This window comes from Kribbella sp. NPDC055071 (genome assembly GCF_053608045.1).
On record NZ_JBSGUS010000002.1, the window covers coordinates 417,263 to 432,762 of the forward strand.

14 protein-coding genes are annotated in these 15,500 nt (G+C 67.5%); 10 read left to right on the forward strand and 4 right to left on the reverse strand.

What is annotated here, in order from left to right; translation table 11 throughout:
- Positions 1 to 42: 42 nt before the first annotated feature.
- Complete coding sequence (locus ACWF4Z_RS05380) at positions 43 to 1,842, reverse strand: sigma-54-dependent Fis family transcriptional regulator (RefSeq protein ID WP_452241700.1); 1,800 nt, start codon at positions 1,840 to 1,842, stop codon at positions 43 to 45.
- 161 nt (positions 1,843 to 2,003) lie between these two features.
- Here ACWF4Z_RS05380 and ACWF4Z_RS05385 point away from each other — a divergent pair, with 161 nt between their 5' ends.
- The 9 genes from ACWF4Z_RS05385 to groL all read left to right on the forward strand — a co-directional run bounded on the left by ACWF4Z_RS05385 (position 2,004) and on the right by groL (position 11,379).
- Positions 2,004 to 2,336, forward strand: coding sequence for a hypothetical protein (locus ACWF4Z_RS05385; RefSeq protein ID WP_452241701.1), 333 nt, complete (start codon positions 2,004 to 2,006; stop codon positions 2,334 to 2,336).
- Positions 2,337 to 2,481: 145 nt separating this feature from the next.
- Positions 2,482 to 4,134 (forward strand): hypothetical protein, encoded by a 1,653-nt coding sequence (locus tag ACWF4Z_RS05390; RefSeq protein ID WP_452241702.1) that lies wholly within the window; start codon positions 2,482 to 2,484, stop codon positions 4,132 to 4,134.
- Between the two features lie 12 nt (positions 4,135 to 4,146).
- Complete coding sequence (locus ACWF4Z_RS05395) at positions 4,147 to 5,256, forward strand: FAD-binding oxidoreductase (RefSeq protein WP_452241703.1); 1,110 nt, start codon at positions 4,147 to 4,149, stop codon at positions 5,254 to 5,256.
- Positions 5,257 to 5,281: 25 nt separating this feature from the next.
- Positions 5,282 to 6,466 (forward strand): hypothetical protein, encoded by a 1,185-nt coding sequence (locus ACWF4Z_RS05400; RefSeq protein WP_452241704.1) that lies wholly within the window; start codon positions 5,282 to 5,284, stop codon positions 6,464 to 6,466.
- Positions 6,463 to 6,837 carry a propane 2-monooxygenase effector subunit MimD gene (mimD, locus tag ACWF4Z_RS05405; RefSeq protein ID WP_452241705.1) on the forward strand — a complete coding sequence of 125 codons (375 nt, stop codon included), beginning with the start codon at positions 6,463 to 6,465 and terminating at the stop codon, positions 6,835 to 6,837. Before ACWF4Z_RS05400 ends, mimD begins: the two co-directional genes overlap by 4 nt.
- Before the next feature lie 15 nt (positions 6,838 to 6,852).
- On the forward strand, positions 6,853 to 7,896 hold the full coding sequence (locus tag ACWF4Z_RS05410) for an amidohydrolase family protein (protein ID WP_452241706.1): 1,044 nt from the start codon (positions 6,853 to 6,855) through the stop codon (positions 7,894 to 7,896).
- A complete protein-coding gene (locus ACWF4Z_RS05415) occupies positions 7,896 to 8,606 on the forward strand; it encodes an iron-sulfur cluster assembly protein (protein ID WP_452241707.1) in 711 nt (236 codons plus the stop codon). The genes ACWF4Z_RS05410 and ACWF4Z_RS05415 overlap by 1 nt, the downstream gene beginning before the upstream one ends.
- Positions 8,607 to 8,608: 2 nt before the next feature.
- Positions 8,609 to 9,634, forward strand: coding sequence for an NAD(P)-dependent alcohol dehydrogenase (locus tag ACWF4Z_RS05420; protein ID WP_452241708.1), 1,026 nt, complete (start codon positions 8,609 to 8,611; stop codon positions 9,632 to 9,634).
- Positions 9,635 to 9,684: 50 nt separating this feature from the next.
- A complete protein-coding gene (groL, locus tag ACWF4Z_RS05425; RefSeq protein WP_452241709.1) occupies positions 9,685 to 11,379 on the forward strand; it encodes a chaperonin GroEL in 1,695 nt (564 codons plus the stop codon).
- 59 nt (positions 11,380 to 11,438) lie between these two features.
- On the opposite strand, the gene ACWF4Z_RS05430 is transcribed toward groL, so the two are convergent.
- The 3 genes from ACWF4Z_RS05430 to ACWF4Z_RS05440 all read right to left on the reverse strand — a co-directional run bounded on the left by ACWF4Z_RS05430 (position 11,439) and on the right by ACWF4Z_RS05440 (position 13,490).
- Entirely contained in the window at positions 11,439 to 12,362 is a 924-nt protein-coding gene (locus ACWF4Z_RS05430; protein ID WP_452241710.1) for a hypothetical protein, read from the reverse strand.
- Positions 12,359 to 12,910 carry an RNA polymerase sigma factor gene (locus tag ACWF4Z_RS05435; RefSeq protein WP_452241711.1) on the reverse strand — a complete coding sequence of 184 codons (552 nt, stop codon included), beginning with the start codon at positions 12,908 to 12,910 and terminating at the stop codon, positions 12,359 to 12,361. Before ACWF4Z_RS05435 ends, ACWF4Z_RS05430 begins: the two co-directional genes overlap by 4 nt.
- Positions 12,911 to 13,079: 169 nt before the next feature.
- Positions 13,080 to 13,490: a hypothetical protein gene (locus tag ACWF4Z_RS05440; protein WP_452241712.1), complete on the reverse strand. Its 411-nt coding sequence runs from the start codon at positions 13,488 to 13,490 to the stop codon at positions 13,080 to 13,082.
- A 125-nt stretch (positions 13,491 to 13,615) separates the two neighbouring features.
- Between ACWF4Z_RS05440 and ACWF4Z_RS05445 the strand changes: the two genes are divergently transcribed.
- The gene (locus ACWF4Z_RS05445) at positions 13,616 to 15,226 is read left to right on the forward strand and encodes a carboxylesterase/lipase family protein (protein WP_452241713.1); all 1,611 of its coding nucleotides are present in this window, start codon (positions 13,616 to 13,618) and stop codon (positions 15,224 to 15,226) included.
- Positions 15,227 to 15,500 lie beyond the last annotated feature (274 nt).

The following is a 15,500-nucleotide window of genomic DNA, read 5'->3' on the forward strand; positions in this document are numbered from 1 at the left end:
CGGGCAGGCGCCGGCGCGTTGTCGGGCTCGACTCCCGCGTTCCTACGGCTGGATGCCGTAGTCGTGGATCTTGCGGTAGATGGTGGCGCGGGACATGCCCAGGGACTTGGCGGCGCGGCCCTTGTGGCCGTCGTTCGTCACGAGGCTGCGGATGATCGCGTCGCGTTCGAGCGCCTCGAGCTGGCTCAGGCTGCGGCGGCTGATCGCCTGGACGCGGGCCGGGAGGTCGGCGGCCGTCATCACTCCGGTACGACGTCGCCGCAGCACGACCTGCTTCAGCACCTGGCACAACTCCGCCGTGTTACCTGGCCAAGCCGACCGCATCAGCTGCTGCATCGTGTCCGGCGCGCAGGTCAGCTCGCCGTGGCTCAACTGGTTCAGGAAGAACGGGACCAGATCACGCACGTCCTCGATGTGATGTCGCAGCGGCGGCACCTCGACCGTGAGCGGGAACAACGTCAGCAAGTCCCCAAGACCCGCTGTGTCGCTGTCGTCGCCGGTGAGCGTGAGCGCGATCCACGGAGGCTCGGACGGTCGACGCTCCTGCACGTCGTACAAGGCCTCGACGGCCGCGTCCACGCCAGCCGGATCGAGTCGCTCGACGTGCCGGATCACCAACGCCTGCACGGAATCGTCGGCCAGCTCGGCCTCGAGCTCCGCGGCGAACCCCGCGCCCGCGGTAGCTGCATCGACCACGTGGAACAGTCCGCCAGGATTGTTCTGATGATGTGCGGCCTTGGCGAGCGCAACTTTGCCGACGCCGCGTTCGCCGGTCAGGACGACCCACTGTCCGGCGCGGCACGCGTTGTCGACCTCACGACTGCTGCCGAGCCAGGGCGCGCTGCGCCCGACCAGCCCAGGCAACACAGGCCGCGACGGCGGGCGATGCTGGACGGTCGGCGCCGGACCGTCCACACCTGCACTGAGCGAACTGACCTGGATGATCCCGGCTCCGTCCCGACCACCGAGGGCGATCGGCCGGCAACTGATCCGGGCCCAGCCGCCGGTGGGCAACTCCACCACAAGCGACTCGGGGCCACCGCGCGTCAGCAGTTCGGCGGCGTAACCGAGCACCGTGCGCTGGTCGGCCGCATCCAGGCAGCGCCGGGCGTTGGCGTTCATCAGGAGGACGTCGTCGTCGACGGCGAGCACCATGTCGCCGAGCCGGCGCGCGCTCTGCTTGTACGCCTGCAGCAGCGCCAGCTCGCGGGTCGAGCTGTCGGTCAGCATGGCTGTCTTGATGTTGTCGGCCGTGGTCTTGGCGAGAGCGATCAGCAGTGAGCCCGCGTCCTTGCGCCAGCAGGTGAGGTCGATCGCACCGACCGTCTTGCCGCTGACCGGATGCTTGATCGGTACGCCGGCGCACGCGAGGTCCTCCAGATCCTCGGCGTAGTGCTCGTGGCCGAAGACGTGCATCGGGCCGCCGCCTTCGAGCGCGGTCCCGATTCCGTTCGTCCCGGCGAACTTCTCGGCGTAGCTGAAGCCCGGCGCCAGATAGACCTTGTCGAGGTGCCGGCTGAGCTCGGCGTCCGCGGTCAGGCGCTCCAGGACCAGGCCCGTGCGGTCGGTCAGGATGATGCTGATCGGCTGGCCGTCGAGGTTCTGGTGCAACTGCTGCAGCACCGGTCCGGCGCTGCGCGTCAGCGGCAGATCCAGGTCGGGGTCGGCAATGTAGGGCAGGGTGATCCGATCCGCGGGCAGGTTCCACCGTCGGGACCGCACCCAGGACGCGAGGATCGACGTCCGCACGTCCTGCGGGCGGACAGGGTCGAGAGTCAGGAAGTTCAGTCGTGCCGCGGCGGCGCGCCTGCTGTCGGGCATCGACGATTCGACCTGGTCCACGGGGCCTCCTGACGCCAGACGCGTACGGCGCTGATCCGCGCGGCCGCATCCGGTCATCGCCCTTCGAGGCTAACGCACCTCAGCGCAAGCGGCGTCTCAGAATGAGACAACCGGAAGGGGCTCCTGGGCATGTGATGCGAGCAGGCGATCAGGAGGTTCCGATGGACAACGTTGCCAACTCGGAGCAGGGCTCCGGGACCCACGACTCCGACCCCCAGGCCGACCCCCAGGCCGACCCCCAGGCCGACCCCCAGGCCGACACCGTCAGCGGCGAGACGTACAACCCGTGGACCGTCGTCCACCTCGTCTTCGAGCATCTCGCCGACCAGGGGTTGCACCCGGTCCTCGGCGCCACCGGCCACCCCGGTGAGCCGGCCGCCGAACTCCTGCGCTGCTTGGGCATTCGCCCTGATCCGCAAGGCGATCAGCGCATCGGGCAGCAGAAGGCGGAGCGCTTGGCAGAACTGCGCGAGGCGATGTTCGGAGAGCCGTGAACGCGCCCGTGAATGTGCCCGTGAATGCGCCCGTAAATGTGCACCGTTTCGGACCCTGTGACCGGCATCTCAATTTGAGACCTCACCCGGAGTACAGGGGCGATGTACTGCAACAACAGTCGGCCACATGACCGGGAGGAGTGCCATGAGTCGCCAGAGTGTGGCGAAGGCCCACCAGAAGATCCAGGAGCTGTCCTGGGAACCGGCGTACCACGAGCCGGTCTCTCAGTACGGCACCGACTACACGTTCCAGAAGGCGCAGAAGAAGGACCCGCTGAAGCAGGTGCTGCGCTCGTACTTCCCGATGCAGGAGGAGAAGGACCACCGGGTGTACGGCGCCTCGGACGGCGCGATCCGCGGCAACATGTTCCGCCAGGTGCAGGAACGCTGGCTGGAATGGCAGAAGCTGTTCCTGTCGATCATCCCGCTGCCGGAGATCTCGGCCGCGCGGGCGATGCCGCTGCTGTTCCGCACGGTGCCGAACCCAGAGCTGCACAACGGACAGGCCATCCAGATGATCGACGAGGTCCGTCACTCGACGATCCAGCAGAACCTGAAGCGCCTGTACATGAACAACTACATCGACCCAGCCGGCTTCAACTCCAGCCTGCGCAACTTCCAGAGCGACTACTGCGGCACCATCGGCCGTCAGTTCGCCGAGGGCTTCATCACCGGTGACGCGATCACGGCGGCCAGTATCTACCTGACCATCGTGGCCGAGACGGCGTTCACCAACACCCTGTTCGTCGCGATGCCGGCCGAAGCGGCCGCGAACGGCGACTACCTGCTGCCGACGGTGTTCCACTCGGTGCAGTCCGACGAGTCCAGGCACATCAGCAACGGGTACGCGACGCTGCTGATGGCACTGGCCGACGAGGGCAACCACCAGCTCCTCGCCCGCGACCTGCGGTACGCGTGGTGGAACAACCACCGCGTCGTCGACGCAGCCATCGGTACCTTCATCGAGTACGGCACGAAGGACCGCCGCAAGGACCGCGAGAGCTACGCGGAGATGTGGCGCCGGTGGATCTACGACGACTACTACCGCAGCTACCTGGTCCCGTTGGAGAAGTACGGCCTCGAGATCCCGCACGACCTGATCGAGGAGTCCTGGAACCAGATCTGGAACAAGGGCTACGTGCACGAGGTGGCCCAGTTCTTCGCCACCGGCTGGCTCGCCAACTACTGGCGGATCGACCCGATGACGGACAAGGACTTCGAGTGGTTCGAGTACAAGTACCCGGGCTGGTACGACAAGTACGGCGCCTGGTGGGAGAACTACAACCGGCTCTCGGTGCCGAACGGGCACAAGCCGATCGTCTTCGAGGACGTCGACTACGAGTACCCGCACCGCTGCTGGACGTGCATGGTCCCGTGCCTGGTCCGTGAGGACATGGTGATGGCCAAGGTCGACGGTCAGTGGCGCACGTACTGCCACGAGATGTGCAAGTGGACCGACGAGACGGCGTTCCGCCCGACGTACCAGGGCCGGCAGACCCCGAACATGGGCAAGCTGATCGGTCACCGCGAGTGGGAGACGCTGTACCACGGCTGGAACTGGGCCGACGTCGTCTCCGACATGGGCTTCGTCCGCGACGACGGCAAGACCATGGTCGCGCAGCCGCATCTGGACCTGAACCCCGACAAGATGTGGACCCTCGATCACCTGCGCAAGTGCCCGCCGCTGGCGAGCCCGAACGTGTTGCTGAACGAGATGTCCGACGACGAGCGGACCGCGTTCGCCGCCCGTTACGTCAAGGGCGGCCCGGCCGGGCGTCCTGCTCGCGCCGACGCGTGATCGCGTCTCGTCATGGCTGGGAAGAAGCATGTCGTCAGGTTCGAGCCTGTCGGCATCGAGATCGAGGTGGCGGAGGATCAGACGATCCTCCGCGCCGCGGCCGAGCAGGGCGTCATGCTCATGCACGGCTGCAAGGAGGGGCAGTGCGCGTCCTGCAAGTCGTTCGTGCTCGACGGCGACGACATCGATCTGGATCGGTACTCCACCTTCGCGCTGCCGGAGTACGAGCTGGACGAGGGATACACGTTGTTGTGCCGGGCGCACGCGTTCGAGGACCTCACGATCGAACTGCTCAACTATGACGAGGAGATGATCCGCTCCGGCCTGCCGATCCAGGAACGCAGCGCCAAGGTCGTGGCGATCACACCGGTGACCCACGACCTGCGGCACCTGGTGCTGGAGCTGACCGGGGACGAAGGTGAGCTGAAGTTCTTCCCCGGTCAGTACGTCGACATCGCGGTACCGGGCACCGAGGCGACCCGCTCGTTCTCGATGGCGAACACCTCCACCCGCGAGTTCGGGCGGCTCGAGTTCGTCATCCGGGTCTACCCGGGCGGGATGTTCTCGGAGTTCCTGGACCAGCGGCTGGAGGTCGGTCACCAGCTCGATCTGACCGGGCCGTTCGGGGTTTTCACCTTGCGTGACAACCCCGGCGCCCGGTTGATCTTCCTGGGCGGCGGGGCCGGGATGGCGCCGATCCTGGCCCTGCTCCGATCGATGGCCGAGCGGGGCATCGACCGGCCGACGACCTTCTACTACGGCGCCCGGACCCAGCGGGACCTGTGCTTCGTCGACGAGTTGCGAGCCCTCGAGGCGTCCCTGCCCAACTTCCGGTTCGTACCGGCCCTGTCGGAGCACGTGGCCGGCGACGACAGGGCCGCTGAGAACCGGGCCGCTGAGAACTGGGACGGCGAGACCGGACTGATCACCGACGTCGTACGACGGCTCGAACCGGACCTGAAGGGCGCCGACGCCTACGTGTGTGGCCCGCCCCCGATGGTCGAGGCGGCGATCCCGTTGCTCGAACGGCTGGGCGTCGTACCGAAGCACGTCTACTACGACAAGTTCACGACGACCGGCGACGCCGGCGACCCGAATGTGCTGGAGGCCCCGACGCGATGAGCTGTCACAAGAGAGGACCGTGGACATGACCACCACACAAGATTCACCGACTGAACGCAGCGTGCCGAAGCCGGTCTTCACCGACGCCGAGGCGGGCGCCCGGGTGTTCCCGGACTCGAACTCACGGCGCTACAACTACTACCAGCCGCAGAAGCGCAAGCAGAGCCACTACGAGGACGTCACGGTCGAGGTCCAGCCGGATCCGCGGCACTACCTCAGCCAGGGCTGGCTCTACGGCTTCTCCGACGGACGCGGCGGATACCCGATGGACTGGACCGTGCTGAAGGCGTGGGGCGAGGACAAGCCCGCACCCAAGCGCGGACCGGGCAGCGGTGGGATGTTCGTCAAGGAATGGCCGGCCACCGGCTGGCACGAGTTCCGCGACCCGAACGAGGAGTGGGAGCTCACGCTCTACCGCTACAACTCCAACGTCGTCCGCCAGGTCACCCAGAACGTCGAGGCCGCCAAGCAGTCCAAGGCCTTCGAGCAGTGGAACCCCAACTGGGTCAAGTTCGTCGAGCAGCACGTCGGCGCCTGGATGCACATCGACCACGGCCTGGGCCTGTACCTGTACGCGAACGCGAACCGGCGGGCACCGACCAACATGCACAACAACGCGATCTCGGTGAACTCGATGCACCGGATCCGGGCCGCGCAGGACCTCGCGCTGTACAACCTGACGCTCTCGGAGGAGATCGAGGGGTTCGACGGCAGCGCCCACCTGGAGACCTGGAAGTCCGACCCGGCCTGGCAGGGCGTGCGTGAGGTCGCCGAGCAGCTGACCGCGATCGACGACTGGTGCGAGGCGATCTTCGCCGCGAACGTCGTCTTCGAGCCGCTCATCGGTGAGCTCTTCCGCAGCCAGCTGGTGCAGCACGCGGCTCCGCGCAACGGCGACTTCGTCACGCCGACCGTGGTGGGCGCCGCCGAGTACGACTTCGCCGAGCGCGACCTGCGCTACACCACGGCGATGTTCGAGCTGCTCACAGGAGACCGCGAGTTCGCGGACCACAACAAGGCGATCCTGCAGGACTGGACGTCGACCTGGGCCGGCCGCTCGATCGCCGCGGCCCGGGCGATGCAGCCGCTGTGGTCGCAGCCCGACTCCAAGCCGCCGCGGTTCGAGGACGGCCTCGACCGCGTCAAGAGCCGGTTCAGCGGCATCGTCTCGTCGCTGGGCCTCGAGGAACCGAAGGAGCTGTCACAGTGACCACCGCGTTCACCACCGCAGAGAGCCCGTTCAAGCAGGACAACACCGCCTCCAACCGGTGTGGCGTGACCCTGATGAACAACCAGGTCGGCGCGGTCGTCGCGGACGTGATGTCCGGCCTGGACAACGTCACCGTGACGCACCTGCCGTCGATGATCCGCGTCGACGCCGTCGGGAAGATGGAGTTCATCTACGACGACATCTCCGAGGCGCTCGGCGAGGAGCCCGGGTACTTCGACGCGGCCGAGTTCGAGGAGAACATGTCCACCCACTACGGGCGGATGGTTCACCTGGACGACCGGACCATCATGTTCGCCAATCCGGAGGACGCCGCCGACTACATCGGCTTCGACCTGACCGCATCCAGCTGAGACAGGGGTCATTTCGTGTACGAGAAGAACGGTGAGAAGTACTTCGTCGTCGACAGCCACATGCATATGTGGAAGGCCGGCCCGGACAACTGGGTGAAGGGTGCGGAGCAGTACGCGAAAGGCTGGATCGAGTGCTTCCACGCGTACCAGAGCCTCGGCCCGAAGGAGACCCACTGGACCATCGAGAAGTTCATGAGCTACACCCAGGACGACCTGATGAAGGACGTCTTCGAGGACGGCTACGTGGACGTCGCGGTATTCCAGCCGACGTACCTGAAGGAGTGGTACGCCGAGGGTTTCAACACCACCGAGCAGAACGCCGACCTCGGCGAGAAGCATCCGGGAATGTTCGTCATCAACACCCGGTTCGACCCGCGGGACGGTGACGCCGGCCTGGAGGAGCTGGCGGCCAACGTCGACCGGTACGGCTCGAAGGGCGTCAAGCTCTACACGGCCGAGTGGAACGCCGGCTCGCGTGGGTACAAGCTCACCGACCCGGCCGCGTACACGTACCTGGCGAAGGCGCAGGAGCTGGGGATCAAGAACATCCACGTCCACAAGGGCCCGACGATCTGGCCACTGGACAAGGACGCGTTCGACGTCTCCGATGTCGACCACGCCGCGACGGACTTCCCCGAGCTCAACTTCATCGTCGAGCACGTCGGGCTGCCGCGGATCGAGGACTTCTGCTTCATGGCGACCCAGGAGCCCAACGTGTACGCCGGTCTGTCCGTCGTCATCGGTGGTCTGATGCACGCCCGGCCGCAGTTCTTCGCCAAGGTGATGGGGGAGCTGCTGTTCTGGGTCGGCGAGGACAAGATGACGTTCGGCAGCGACTACGGCATCTGGGAGCCGAAGTGGCAGATCGAGGGCTTCGTGGACTGGGAGTTCCCGGACCAGCCGGAGTTCGCGGACTACCCGCGGCTGGGGGTCGAGGGGAAGAAGAAGATCCTCGGCCTGAACGCGGCCAAGCTCTACGACATCAAGGTGCCCGACGAGCTGCAGCTCAAGCAAGCGGCACCGGCCGCGCAGGACGACGCCAAGCTGGTCACCCAGTAATGACGGCAGTGGCAGAAGGGACGAGGTCCAGGGCGCTGAGCGCCCTGGACCGCGTTCGCGATCCGGAGCTCGACGAACCCATCACCACCTTGGGGTTCGTCGAGTCGTGCCATGTGTCGGCGGCCGGCGACGTCGTCGTCCGGCTCCGGCTCCCGACGTACTTCTGCGCGGCCAACTTCGCCTTCCTGATGGTCGCGGACGCGTACGACGTGCTCGCGGCGCTGCCCGGGATCCGTAGCGTCGACGTGACCCTGCTCGATCACTTCGCCGGCGACCAGATCAACGCCGGTGTCGCGGCCCGGGCGGGATTCGTGGCGAGCTTCGACGGCGAGGCCGCCGCTGAGCTGGACGAGTTGCGCCGGACCTTCGTGTCCAAGGCGATGCTGGCCGGGACCGATCAGGTCTGCCGGCCTTTGGTTGCCGCAGGCACCGACCCTGCCGAGCTGTCGCGGTTGACGCTGGGCGACGTACCGGCCTCGCCCGAGCTCGACCGGCTCCGACGCCGGCGGGTCGAGCTCGGGCTGCCGGACGACGACACGGCGCCGCTGCTCGTCGATCCGGGCACCGGTACGCCGATCGCCGCGGCCGGTGCTCCGAAGTACCTGGGTCTGGCCCGCCTCACCAGGACGGGCATCGAGGCCAATACCGGCATCTGTAGGGGAATGCTGCGGCACCGGTACACCGGGGCCGGAGCCGGCGAGGAGGAGTAGCGATGAAGGCCGTTCGACTGCACGGATACCACCAGCAGCCAGTGGTCGAGGACGTACCGGAACCGGTCGTCAAAGGCCCACTGGACGTGATCGTCAAGATCGGCGGCGCCGGGGTGTGCCGCACCGACCTGCACATCATCGAGGGCCAGTGGGACGCGGCGATGCACCCGGCGTTGCCGTACACGATCGGACACGAGAACGCCGGCTGGGTTCAGGAAATCGGCTCCGCGGTCACCAATGTCCAGGTCGGGGACACGGTGATCCTGCACCCGACCCCCACCTGTGGCCTGTGCCGCGCCTGTCGTGCGGGTGACGACATGCACTGCGTCAACAGTTCGTTCCCGGGACTCGACAGTGACGGCGGGATGGCGGAGTACCTCCTCACCTCGGCCCGTGCCTGCGTGAAACTCGACCCCAGCACCCGGCCGCAGGATGTCGCCGCGTTGGCCGACGCAGGCATCACGGCGTACCACGCGGTCCGCAAGGCCATACCGCTGTTGCCGCCCGGTACGACGGCAGTGGTGATCGGCGCGGGCGGTCTGGGGCATATCGGGATCCAGTGCCTGGCGGCGCTGACCGCGACCCGGATCATCGTCGTCGACCGCAACCCCGAGGCGCTGAAGCTCGCCGAGCAGCTCGGTGCCGATCAGACAGTGGTTGCCGACGGCAAGCAGGTTGAGTCGGTGCTGGAGCTCACCGACGGGGCCGGGGCGAACGTCGTACTGGACTTCGTCGCCGAACAGGGCGCCGAGCAGGACGGCTTCGCGATGACCGCGCCGGGCGGTTCGTACTTCGTGATCGGGTACGGCGGCCAGCTCGAGATCCCCACCCTCGACATCATCTCCACCGAACGCAACATCATCGGCAACATCGTCGGCACCTTCAACGAACTGGCCGAACTGATGGCACTCGCCCAGGCCGGCAAGGTCACCCTCCACACCCGCACCTATCCGCTCGACGCAGCGGTGGAAGCCATCGCCGACCTGGACGCCGGCCGCATCCGGGGCCGAGCGATCCTCGTCCCCTGACAGAGACAAAAACCTCGTTCTGTAAGAGATATGAACCTACCGGGAGGGTTTTGATGGCCAAGGAACTTCGATTTGGGGAGCAGGCTCGGGACTTGCTGCTGTCCGGGGTGGATCAGCTGGCGGACGCGGTGAAGTCGACGCTGGGACCGAAGGGTCGCAACGTGATCCTGGAGAAGATCACCGGGTCGCCCGTCGTCACCAACGACGGGGTGACGATCGCGCGGGAGATCCACCTCAAGAACCAGTTCGAGAACATGGGCGCCCAGCTGGTCAAGGAAGCCGCGATCAAGACCAACGACATCGTCGGAGACGGCACCACCACGGCGACCGTGATCGCGCAGGCGGTCATTCGCGAGGGCATGATCGCGATCGGCAAGGGCGGCAACCCGGTGCTGATCAAGCGCGGCATCGACCTGGCCGTCGGGAAGCTGGTCGAGCGGCTCCGCTCGGTCGCGCACCCGGTCCAGACCGAGCACGACTTCGCCCGGGTCGCGGCCATCTCGGCCAACGACGACGACGTCGTCGGAGCCGTGATCGCGAAGGCGCTGTACACGATCGGCGACGGCGGGATCGTCACGGTCGAGGAGTCGGCCGCGCACGGGATGAGCGTCGACTTCCAGGAGGGATTCGAGTTCGACAACGGCTATCTGTCGCCGTACATGGTGACCGATCCGGGCAGCCTGCAGGCAGTGATGGACGACCCGTACATCCTGTTGTGCAGCGAGAAGATCACGAAGGTCCAGGAGGTCATGCCGCTGCTGGACAAGATCATGCGGGAGCCGCGACCACTGGTGATCGTCGCGGAGAACCTCGAGGGCACCGCCCTCAGCATGCTGGTGCACAACCACGTGAACGGTCTGTTCCAGTGCGTCGGCGTCAAGGCACCGGGTTTCGGTGACCGGCGGTTGCACAAGCTGGAGGACATCGCCGCGATCACGGGCGGTGCGGTGTACAGCCGGCACTCGGGTTTCACGCTCGAGACGATGACGCTGGACCAGCTCGGCCGTGCCGACCAGGTGCGCGTGACGGCCGATCGGACCGCGATCGTCGCCAGCAGCGGTCACGAGCAGGACGTCGAGTTCCGGATCGCGCAACTGCGGGCCGAGCTCGAGCGTGCGACGTTCGGTGTCGACGAGGACGTGCTGACCGAGCGGATCGGTGCGCTGTCCGGCAAGGTCGCGGTCATCCGGGTCGGCGCGCCGACCCCGGCCGAGCTCAAGGAACTGCAGCACCGCGTCGAGGACGCGTTGTCCGCGACCCGGGCCGCGATGGCCGAGGGCATCGTCGCCGGCGGCGGGATGGCGTTGCTGCACGCGGCGCCGGCGCTCGACGAGCTCGAGGTGAAGGACGACTACGCGACCGGTGTCGAGATCGTCCGGCGGGCGCTGCGGGAACCGGCGTACCTGATCGCGACGAACGCCGGGTACTCCGGCGCCGAGGTGCTGGAACGGACGTCGGCGATGGCTGTCGACGACGGGTTCGACGCGCTCGAAGGCCGCTACGGCAACATGCTCGACATGGGCATCATCGACCCGCTCCGGGTCGCCCGCTCGGCTCTGCAGAACGGCGCTTCGGTCGCGGGTCTGCTACTCACCACGAACACGCTGATCGCGGAGGAGCAGACCCCCTGGGGAGGCAGCGCGGCCCTGATGACCGAGTACGGCGCCCTCGACGAGGGCCTCCACCAGCCGTCCCCGGACTCCAGCACACCGCAGTCCCTCGGCCTCGGCCCATCCGTGGGCTAGCCGAGCCGCAAGACACCCGACCGCCGCGGCGAGTACGGCGGCCGGGTGCTTTGCCGTGGTCAACCGAGACGACCCGGCCAGACGTACTCGCGGCACTCGGGTGGGGTGGGCGTCTTCGGAACGAAGGTGTGTGTTCCGTCGGGCTTGACGGTGGGGACCGCCTGGCACACGACGTTCTTCGGTCCGCCAGGCTCTGGGACGGTTGCGACCACTCGGCCGGCCGCGTTGTAGCCGCGGACGACGTACTTCGACTGCGAGGGGTCGTCTGCGTCGTACGGCCCCCAACCGACCCGGCCCTCGGTCGGGGCGAACCAGTAGTCACCCATGAGGTAGGCCTCGACCTCTGGTTTCCCTGGCGGCTGGACCGTCACCCGCGTGATCGGTGCGATGTAGCCCCCGGCGTTCCGGGCCATCGGGAGGAGACGGCCGCCAGACTTGGGCGAGCCGCTCTTGGGGGAGCGGATGCTCGACTCGCTGATCTTGCCGCCCTTGGTCCGGCTGCAGAACCAGTACATCGGCATGGTGTCCGCCTGGTCGTCCGGCAGGCCGGGCGCAGTGAACCTTGCGATGCCGTCGCCGACCAGCCAGGTAGTGACGATGTTCGGGTCGCCGATGCCGGTGAACTCGAAGGCCTTGATGACCTTGTACTTGTGGAACGGCTCCTTCAGGCCGTTGGCGGTGATCCGGTCGGACTCGGCCAGGCATTGCTGGTGGAGGTGCTCGGTCTCGGCCGCCGACAGCGCCCTGATGGTGGGCTGCGTCGGGCCGCCGGCCGGTGCGTCGGCGTTCGGCCTGAAGGCCCGGAGTCCGATGGCCAGCCCGACGACCAGCGTGAAGACAGCAGCGGCCGCGATGGCCGGGACGAGGATGCGGCGCGGGGATCGGACCGGTCGGGTGTCGATGGCCGTCAGCAGGTCGGCGCGCAGCCGCTCGTGGGTCTCGCGGGGGAGCGGACGGTCGGGACGGCGGTCGAGCAGGTTCATGACAGTTCCTCCACAACGCTGAGCCCGCGCAAGTGCTTGCGGGCGCGGGCGAGACGCGACTTGACGGTCCCGAGGGGTACGCCGAGGGCCACGGCCGCGGACTGTTGATCCAGCCCGGTCCAGAAGCAGAGCTCGACGATCTCCTGCTCGTGCTTGGGCAGCTTGCTCAGGAGCTTCCGGAGTTCGCGGACCTCGCGCTCGTCGTCGAGTCGTGCGGCCACCTGATCCGCGTGATCCGGCTCGTCGGACACTGGCGCCAGCCGGCTCAGATTCAGCCAGCGGAACCGTTGCCGGCGGCTTTCGTTGCGGGTGACGTAGTCCGCCGTACGCAGCAACCACGGCAGCGCCGAGTCGTTCACCAGCACCATGTCGGCCCGCCGCCGCCAGGCATGCAGAAACACCTGCGACGTCAGGTCCTCGGCGTCGCTCCACGACACGATCCGCCGGAAGATGAAGTTGTAGACCGTCTTGGCGTGCCGATCGAAGAGCTCGCCGAACGCTTCCGGCTCCCCGTCGGCCGCCCGGCGCCGCAACTCCTCGTCACTCACCCCCACGGCCAACCCCTCAGGTCTCACGCTGATCAGAACCACCGGTCACCCTCCAGCCTCGCCCCCTCCAGGGGCACTCACCGGATAGATGTCGCGACGCACCGATCCGGGTCCCGGACGTACGACTGCCCGGGTCCGCGGACCCGGGCAGTCGAGCGGTGATGTGAGGTCAGCAGCGGGCGAGGGCGCCGTCGGGCTCGTCGTTGCCGCCGCCTTGGAAGTAGACCTCTGGGACCCAGCCCCAGATGCCGTTGTCGGCCTCGGTGCGGGCCCACCAGTCGTTGTGGGACGCGCCCAGGTAGTACTCACCGCTGGTCTGCAGCTGGCACTGGTACCAATTGTTGTTCGCGGCCCGCATGTACCCGACCGGCGTCCCGGGGAAGGCGGTCGGGAAGACCGGGACGTTGAGGTCCGGCGCCCAGTCCGGGCAGGTCTGCACGGGGCCGTGCTGCGGGTGCTGCCAGACCGGACCGCACGGCTTGGAGTCGGTCGCGAAGGCGGGCGCGGTCGAGGTCAGAGCGCCGCCGATCAGGCCGGCTCCGACCGCCACCGTGGTGACGAGCTGACGAGTGAGACGCATGTGGCATCCGTTCTCTTCAGGGCGTTCCCCTCGGTCGTTCGCCTCAGGAGAGTCCACCGAAGAGAGCACGCCGAGATACTTTTGGTTGAGGTTGCCGGGGGCAACCGATCGCTAGAGTCCCCGACATGACTTCGAGAACACTTCGCCGGGTTGCGATCGCGACCGCGGCAGCGGTGGTCCTGGTAGGCAGTATTGCCGCTGCCGGCCAGGCAGACATGAAAAAGCCTGGGCAGGAAGCTGCCCAGGCAGTAAGTGACGTGGTCCGCACCGACAACGGCCTGGTCAAGGGCGCGACGAAGGACGGGATCGCGACCTTCACGAAGCTCCCGTTCGCCGCTGCGCCGGTCGGGGTCCGGCGCTTCGCCCCGCCGCAGCCGGCGGCGCCATGGGCCGGCGTGCTGGACGCGACCAAGCCGTCGCCGTTCTGTGCACAGCTCGACCCCGAGGACCCCGACGCCTTGCTGCCCGGCTCGAGCGAGGACTGTCTGTACGCCGATGTGTACGCACCGGCGGCCGCGTCGTCGCGGCCGCGCCCGGTGATGGTCTGGATCCATGGTGGCGGCTTCGTCGCCGACAACAACAGCACCTACCACGGTGACTGGCTGGCCAAGGCCGGGGACGTCGTGGTCGTGTCGATCAACTACCGGCTCGGGACGATGGGCCTGTTCGGCTACCCCGGGATGATCGACTCCGGGACGGAGACGTTCCAGGACCAGCAGGCGGCGTTCCGGTGGGTGCAGCGCAACGCGCGGGCCTTCGGTGGCGACCCGCACAACCTCACCATCTTCGGCCAGTCGGCCGGCGGTATGTCGACCTGTGCGCAACTGGCCTCCCCGACGGCGGCCGGGTTGTTCCAGCGCGCGATCATCGAGAGCGGCTCCTGCCACATGAACTGGCCGAAGGGTCTGCAGTACCCCGGTGCGCCGCAGCAGGACTGGTACGCGCCTCGCAGCGAGATCGCCGCCGAGGGGAAGAAGGTCGGCAAGGAGCTCGGTTGTTCCGACCTGGCCTGCCTGCGCAAGCTCCCCGCGGTCAAACTGCTCCAGCAGCAGGGTCGCTTTCTGCACGGCGGCTCCGGTACGCCGACGCTGCCGCTGGATCCCCGCAAGGCGCTGAAGGCCGGCTGGTTCAACCGGGTTCCGGTGATCGAGGGCAACACCCGCGACGAGCAGGCCTTCTTCGGCTGGCTGCAGGAGTTCGACGGCCCGATGACGGCGGCCGGCTACCGGGCGCAGCTGGTCAACAGCTTCGGCTCGAAGGCTGCCGCCACGGTCGAGAAGCAGTACCCGGTCGCGAACTACCGCGATCCGCTCCAGGCGTGGAACACGGTCGGCACCGACCGGGCCTGGATCTGCACCGCGCTGACCGACTCGCGGCAGCTGGCCAGGCGTACGCCGGTCTGGACCTACACGTTCGCCGACCGGACGGCGCCGTCGGGCGTGCTCGGCATCTTTCCCCCGGGGTACGTCGCGGACGCGTACCACGGCTCCGAGGTGCAGTACCTGATGGACTTCAACAGCGACTTCAACCCGGCCCAGGCCGCGCTGTCCAAGTCCATGATCGGCTACTGGACCAACTTCGCCCGTACCGGCAACCCGAACGGCCCCGGCCTACCGCACTGGCCCGGCTTCGACGGTACGACGACGCAGAACCTGGTCACCGGCACGATCAGCCAGGTCAACCTCTCCACAGCCCACAACTGCGACAACTTCTGGGCCAAGTTCCCCCAGTACTGAGGCTCCCGACCCGCCACCCGGACAGAACGTTCGGTCTACCGGATCACCAGCCCGAAACGGGTGAGGTGGGGAACGAACGAACCACCTCTTTCGACAGGCGAGAGTCCCCACCTCACCCGGCCCTCGGCGCATCCCCGCTCTCCGGACATGGCCTTCCACCTGTCACGCACCAGCCGGCCACAGTCAGGTCGGGGAGGATCTCTTCTCGTTCCGGACCCAACATCCTCCCGAACCCCGCCCCACAAGGCGAATCCCGCCACCCGGACCAGGCCGC

What these genes read in the sequence shown, in the direction of transcription:
- ACWF4Z_RS05385 (WP_452241701.1), top strand. Translation starts at nt 2,004, where the DNA reads ATGGACAACGTTGCCAACTCGGAGCAGGGCTCCGGGACCCACGACTCC.
- ACWF4Z_RS05390 (WP_452241702.1), top strand. Translation starts at nt 2,482, where the DNA reads ATGAGTCGCCAGAGTGTGGCGAAGGCCCACCAGAAGATCCAGGAGCTG.
- ACWF4Z_RS05395 (WP_452241703.1), top strand. Translation starts at nt 4,147, where the DNA reads ATGGCTGGGAAGAAGCATGTCGTCAGGTTCGAGCCTGTCGGCATCGAG.
- ACWF4Z_RS05400 (WP_452241704.1), top strand. Translation starts at nt 5,282, where the DNA reads ATGACCACCACACAAGATTCACCGACTGAACGCAGCGTGCCGAAGCCG.
- ACWF4Z_RS05415 (WP_452241707.1), top strand. Translation starts at nt 7,896, where the DNA reads ATGACGGCAGTGGCAGAAGGGACGAGGTCCAGGGCGCTGAGCGCCCTG.
- ACWF4Z_RS05420 (WP_452241708.1), top strand. Translation starts at nt 8,609, where the DNA reads ATGAAGGCCGTTCGACTGCACGGATACCACCAGCAGCCAGTGGTCGAG.
- ACWF4Z_RS05430 (WP_452241710.1), bottom strand. Translation starts at nt 12,362, where the DNA reads ATGAACCTGCTCGACCGCCGTCCCGACCGTCCGCTCCCCCGCGAGACC.
- ACWF4Z_RS05440 (WP_452241712.1), bottom strand. Translation starts at nt 13,490, where the DNA reads ATGCGTCTCACTCGTCAGCTCGTCACCACGGTGGCGGTCGGAGCCGGC.
- ACWF4Z_RS05445 (WP_452241713.1), top strand. Translation starts at nt 13,616, where the DNA reads ATGACTTCGAGAACACTTCGCCGGGTTGCGATCGCGACCGCGGCAGCG.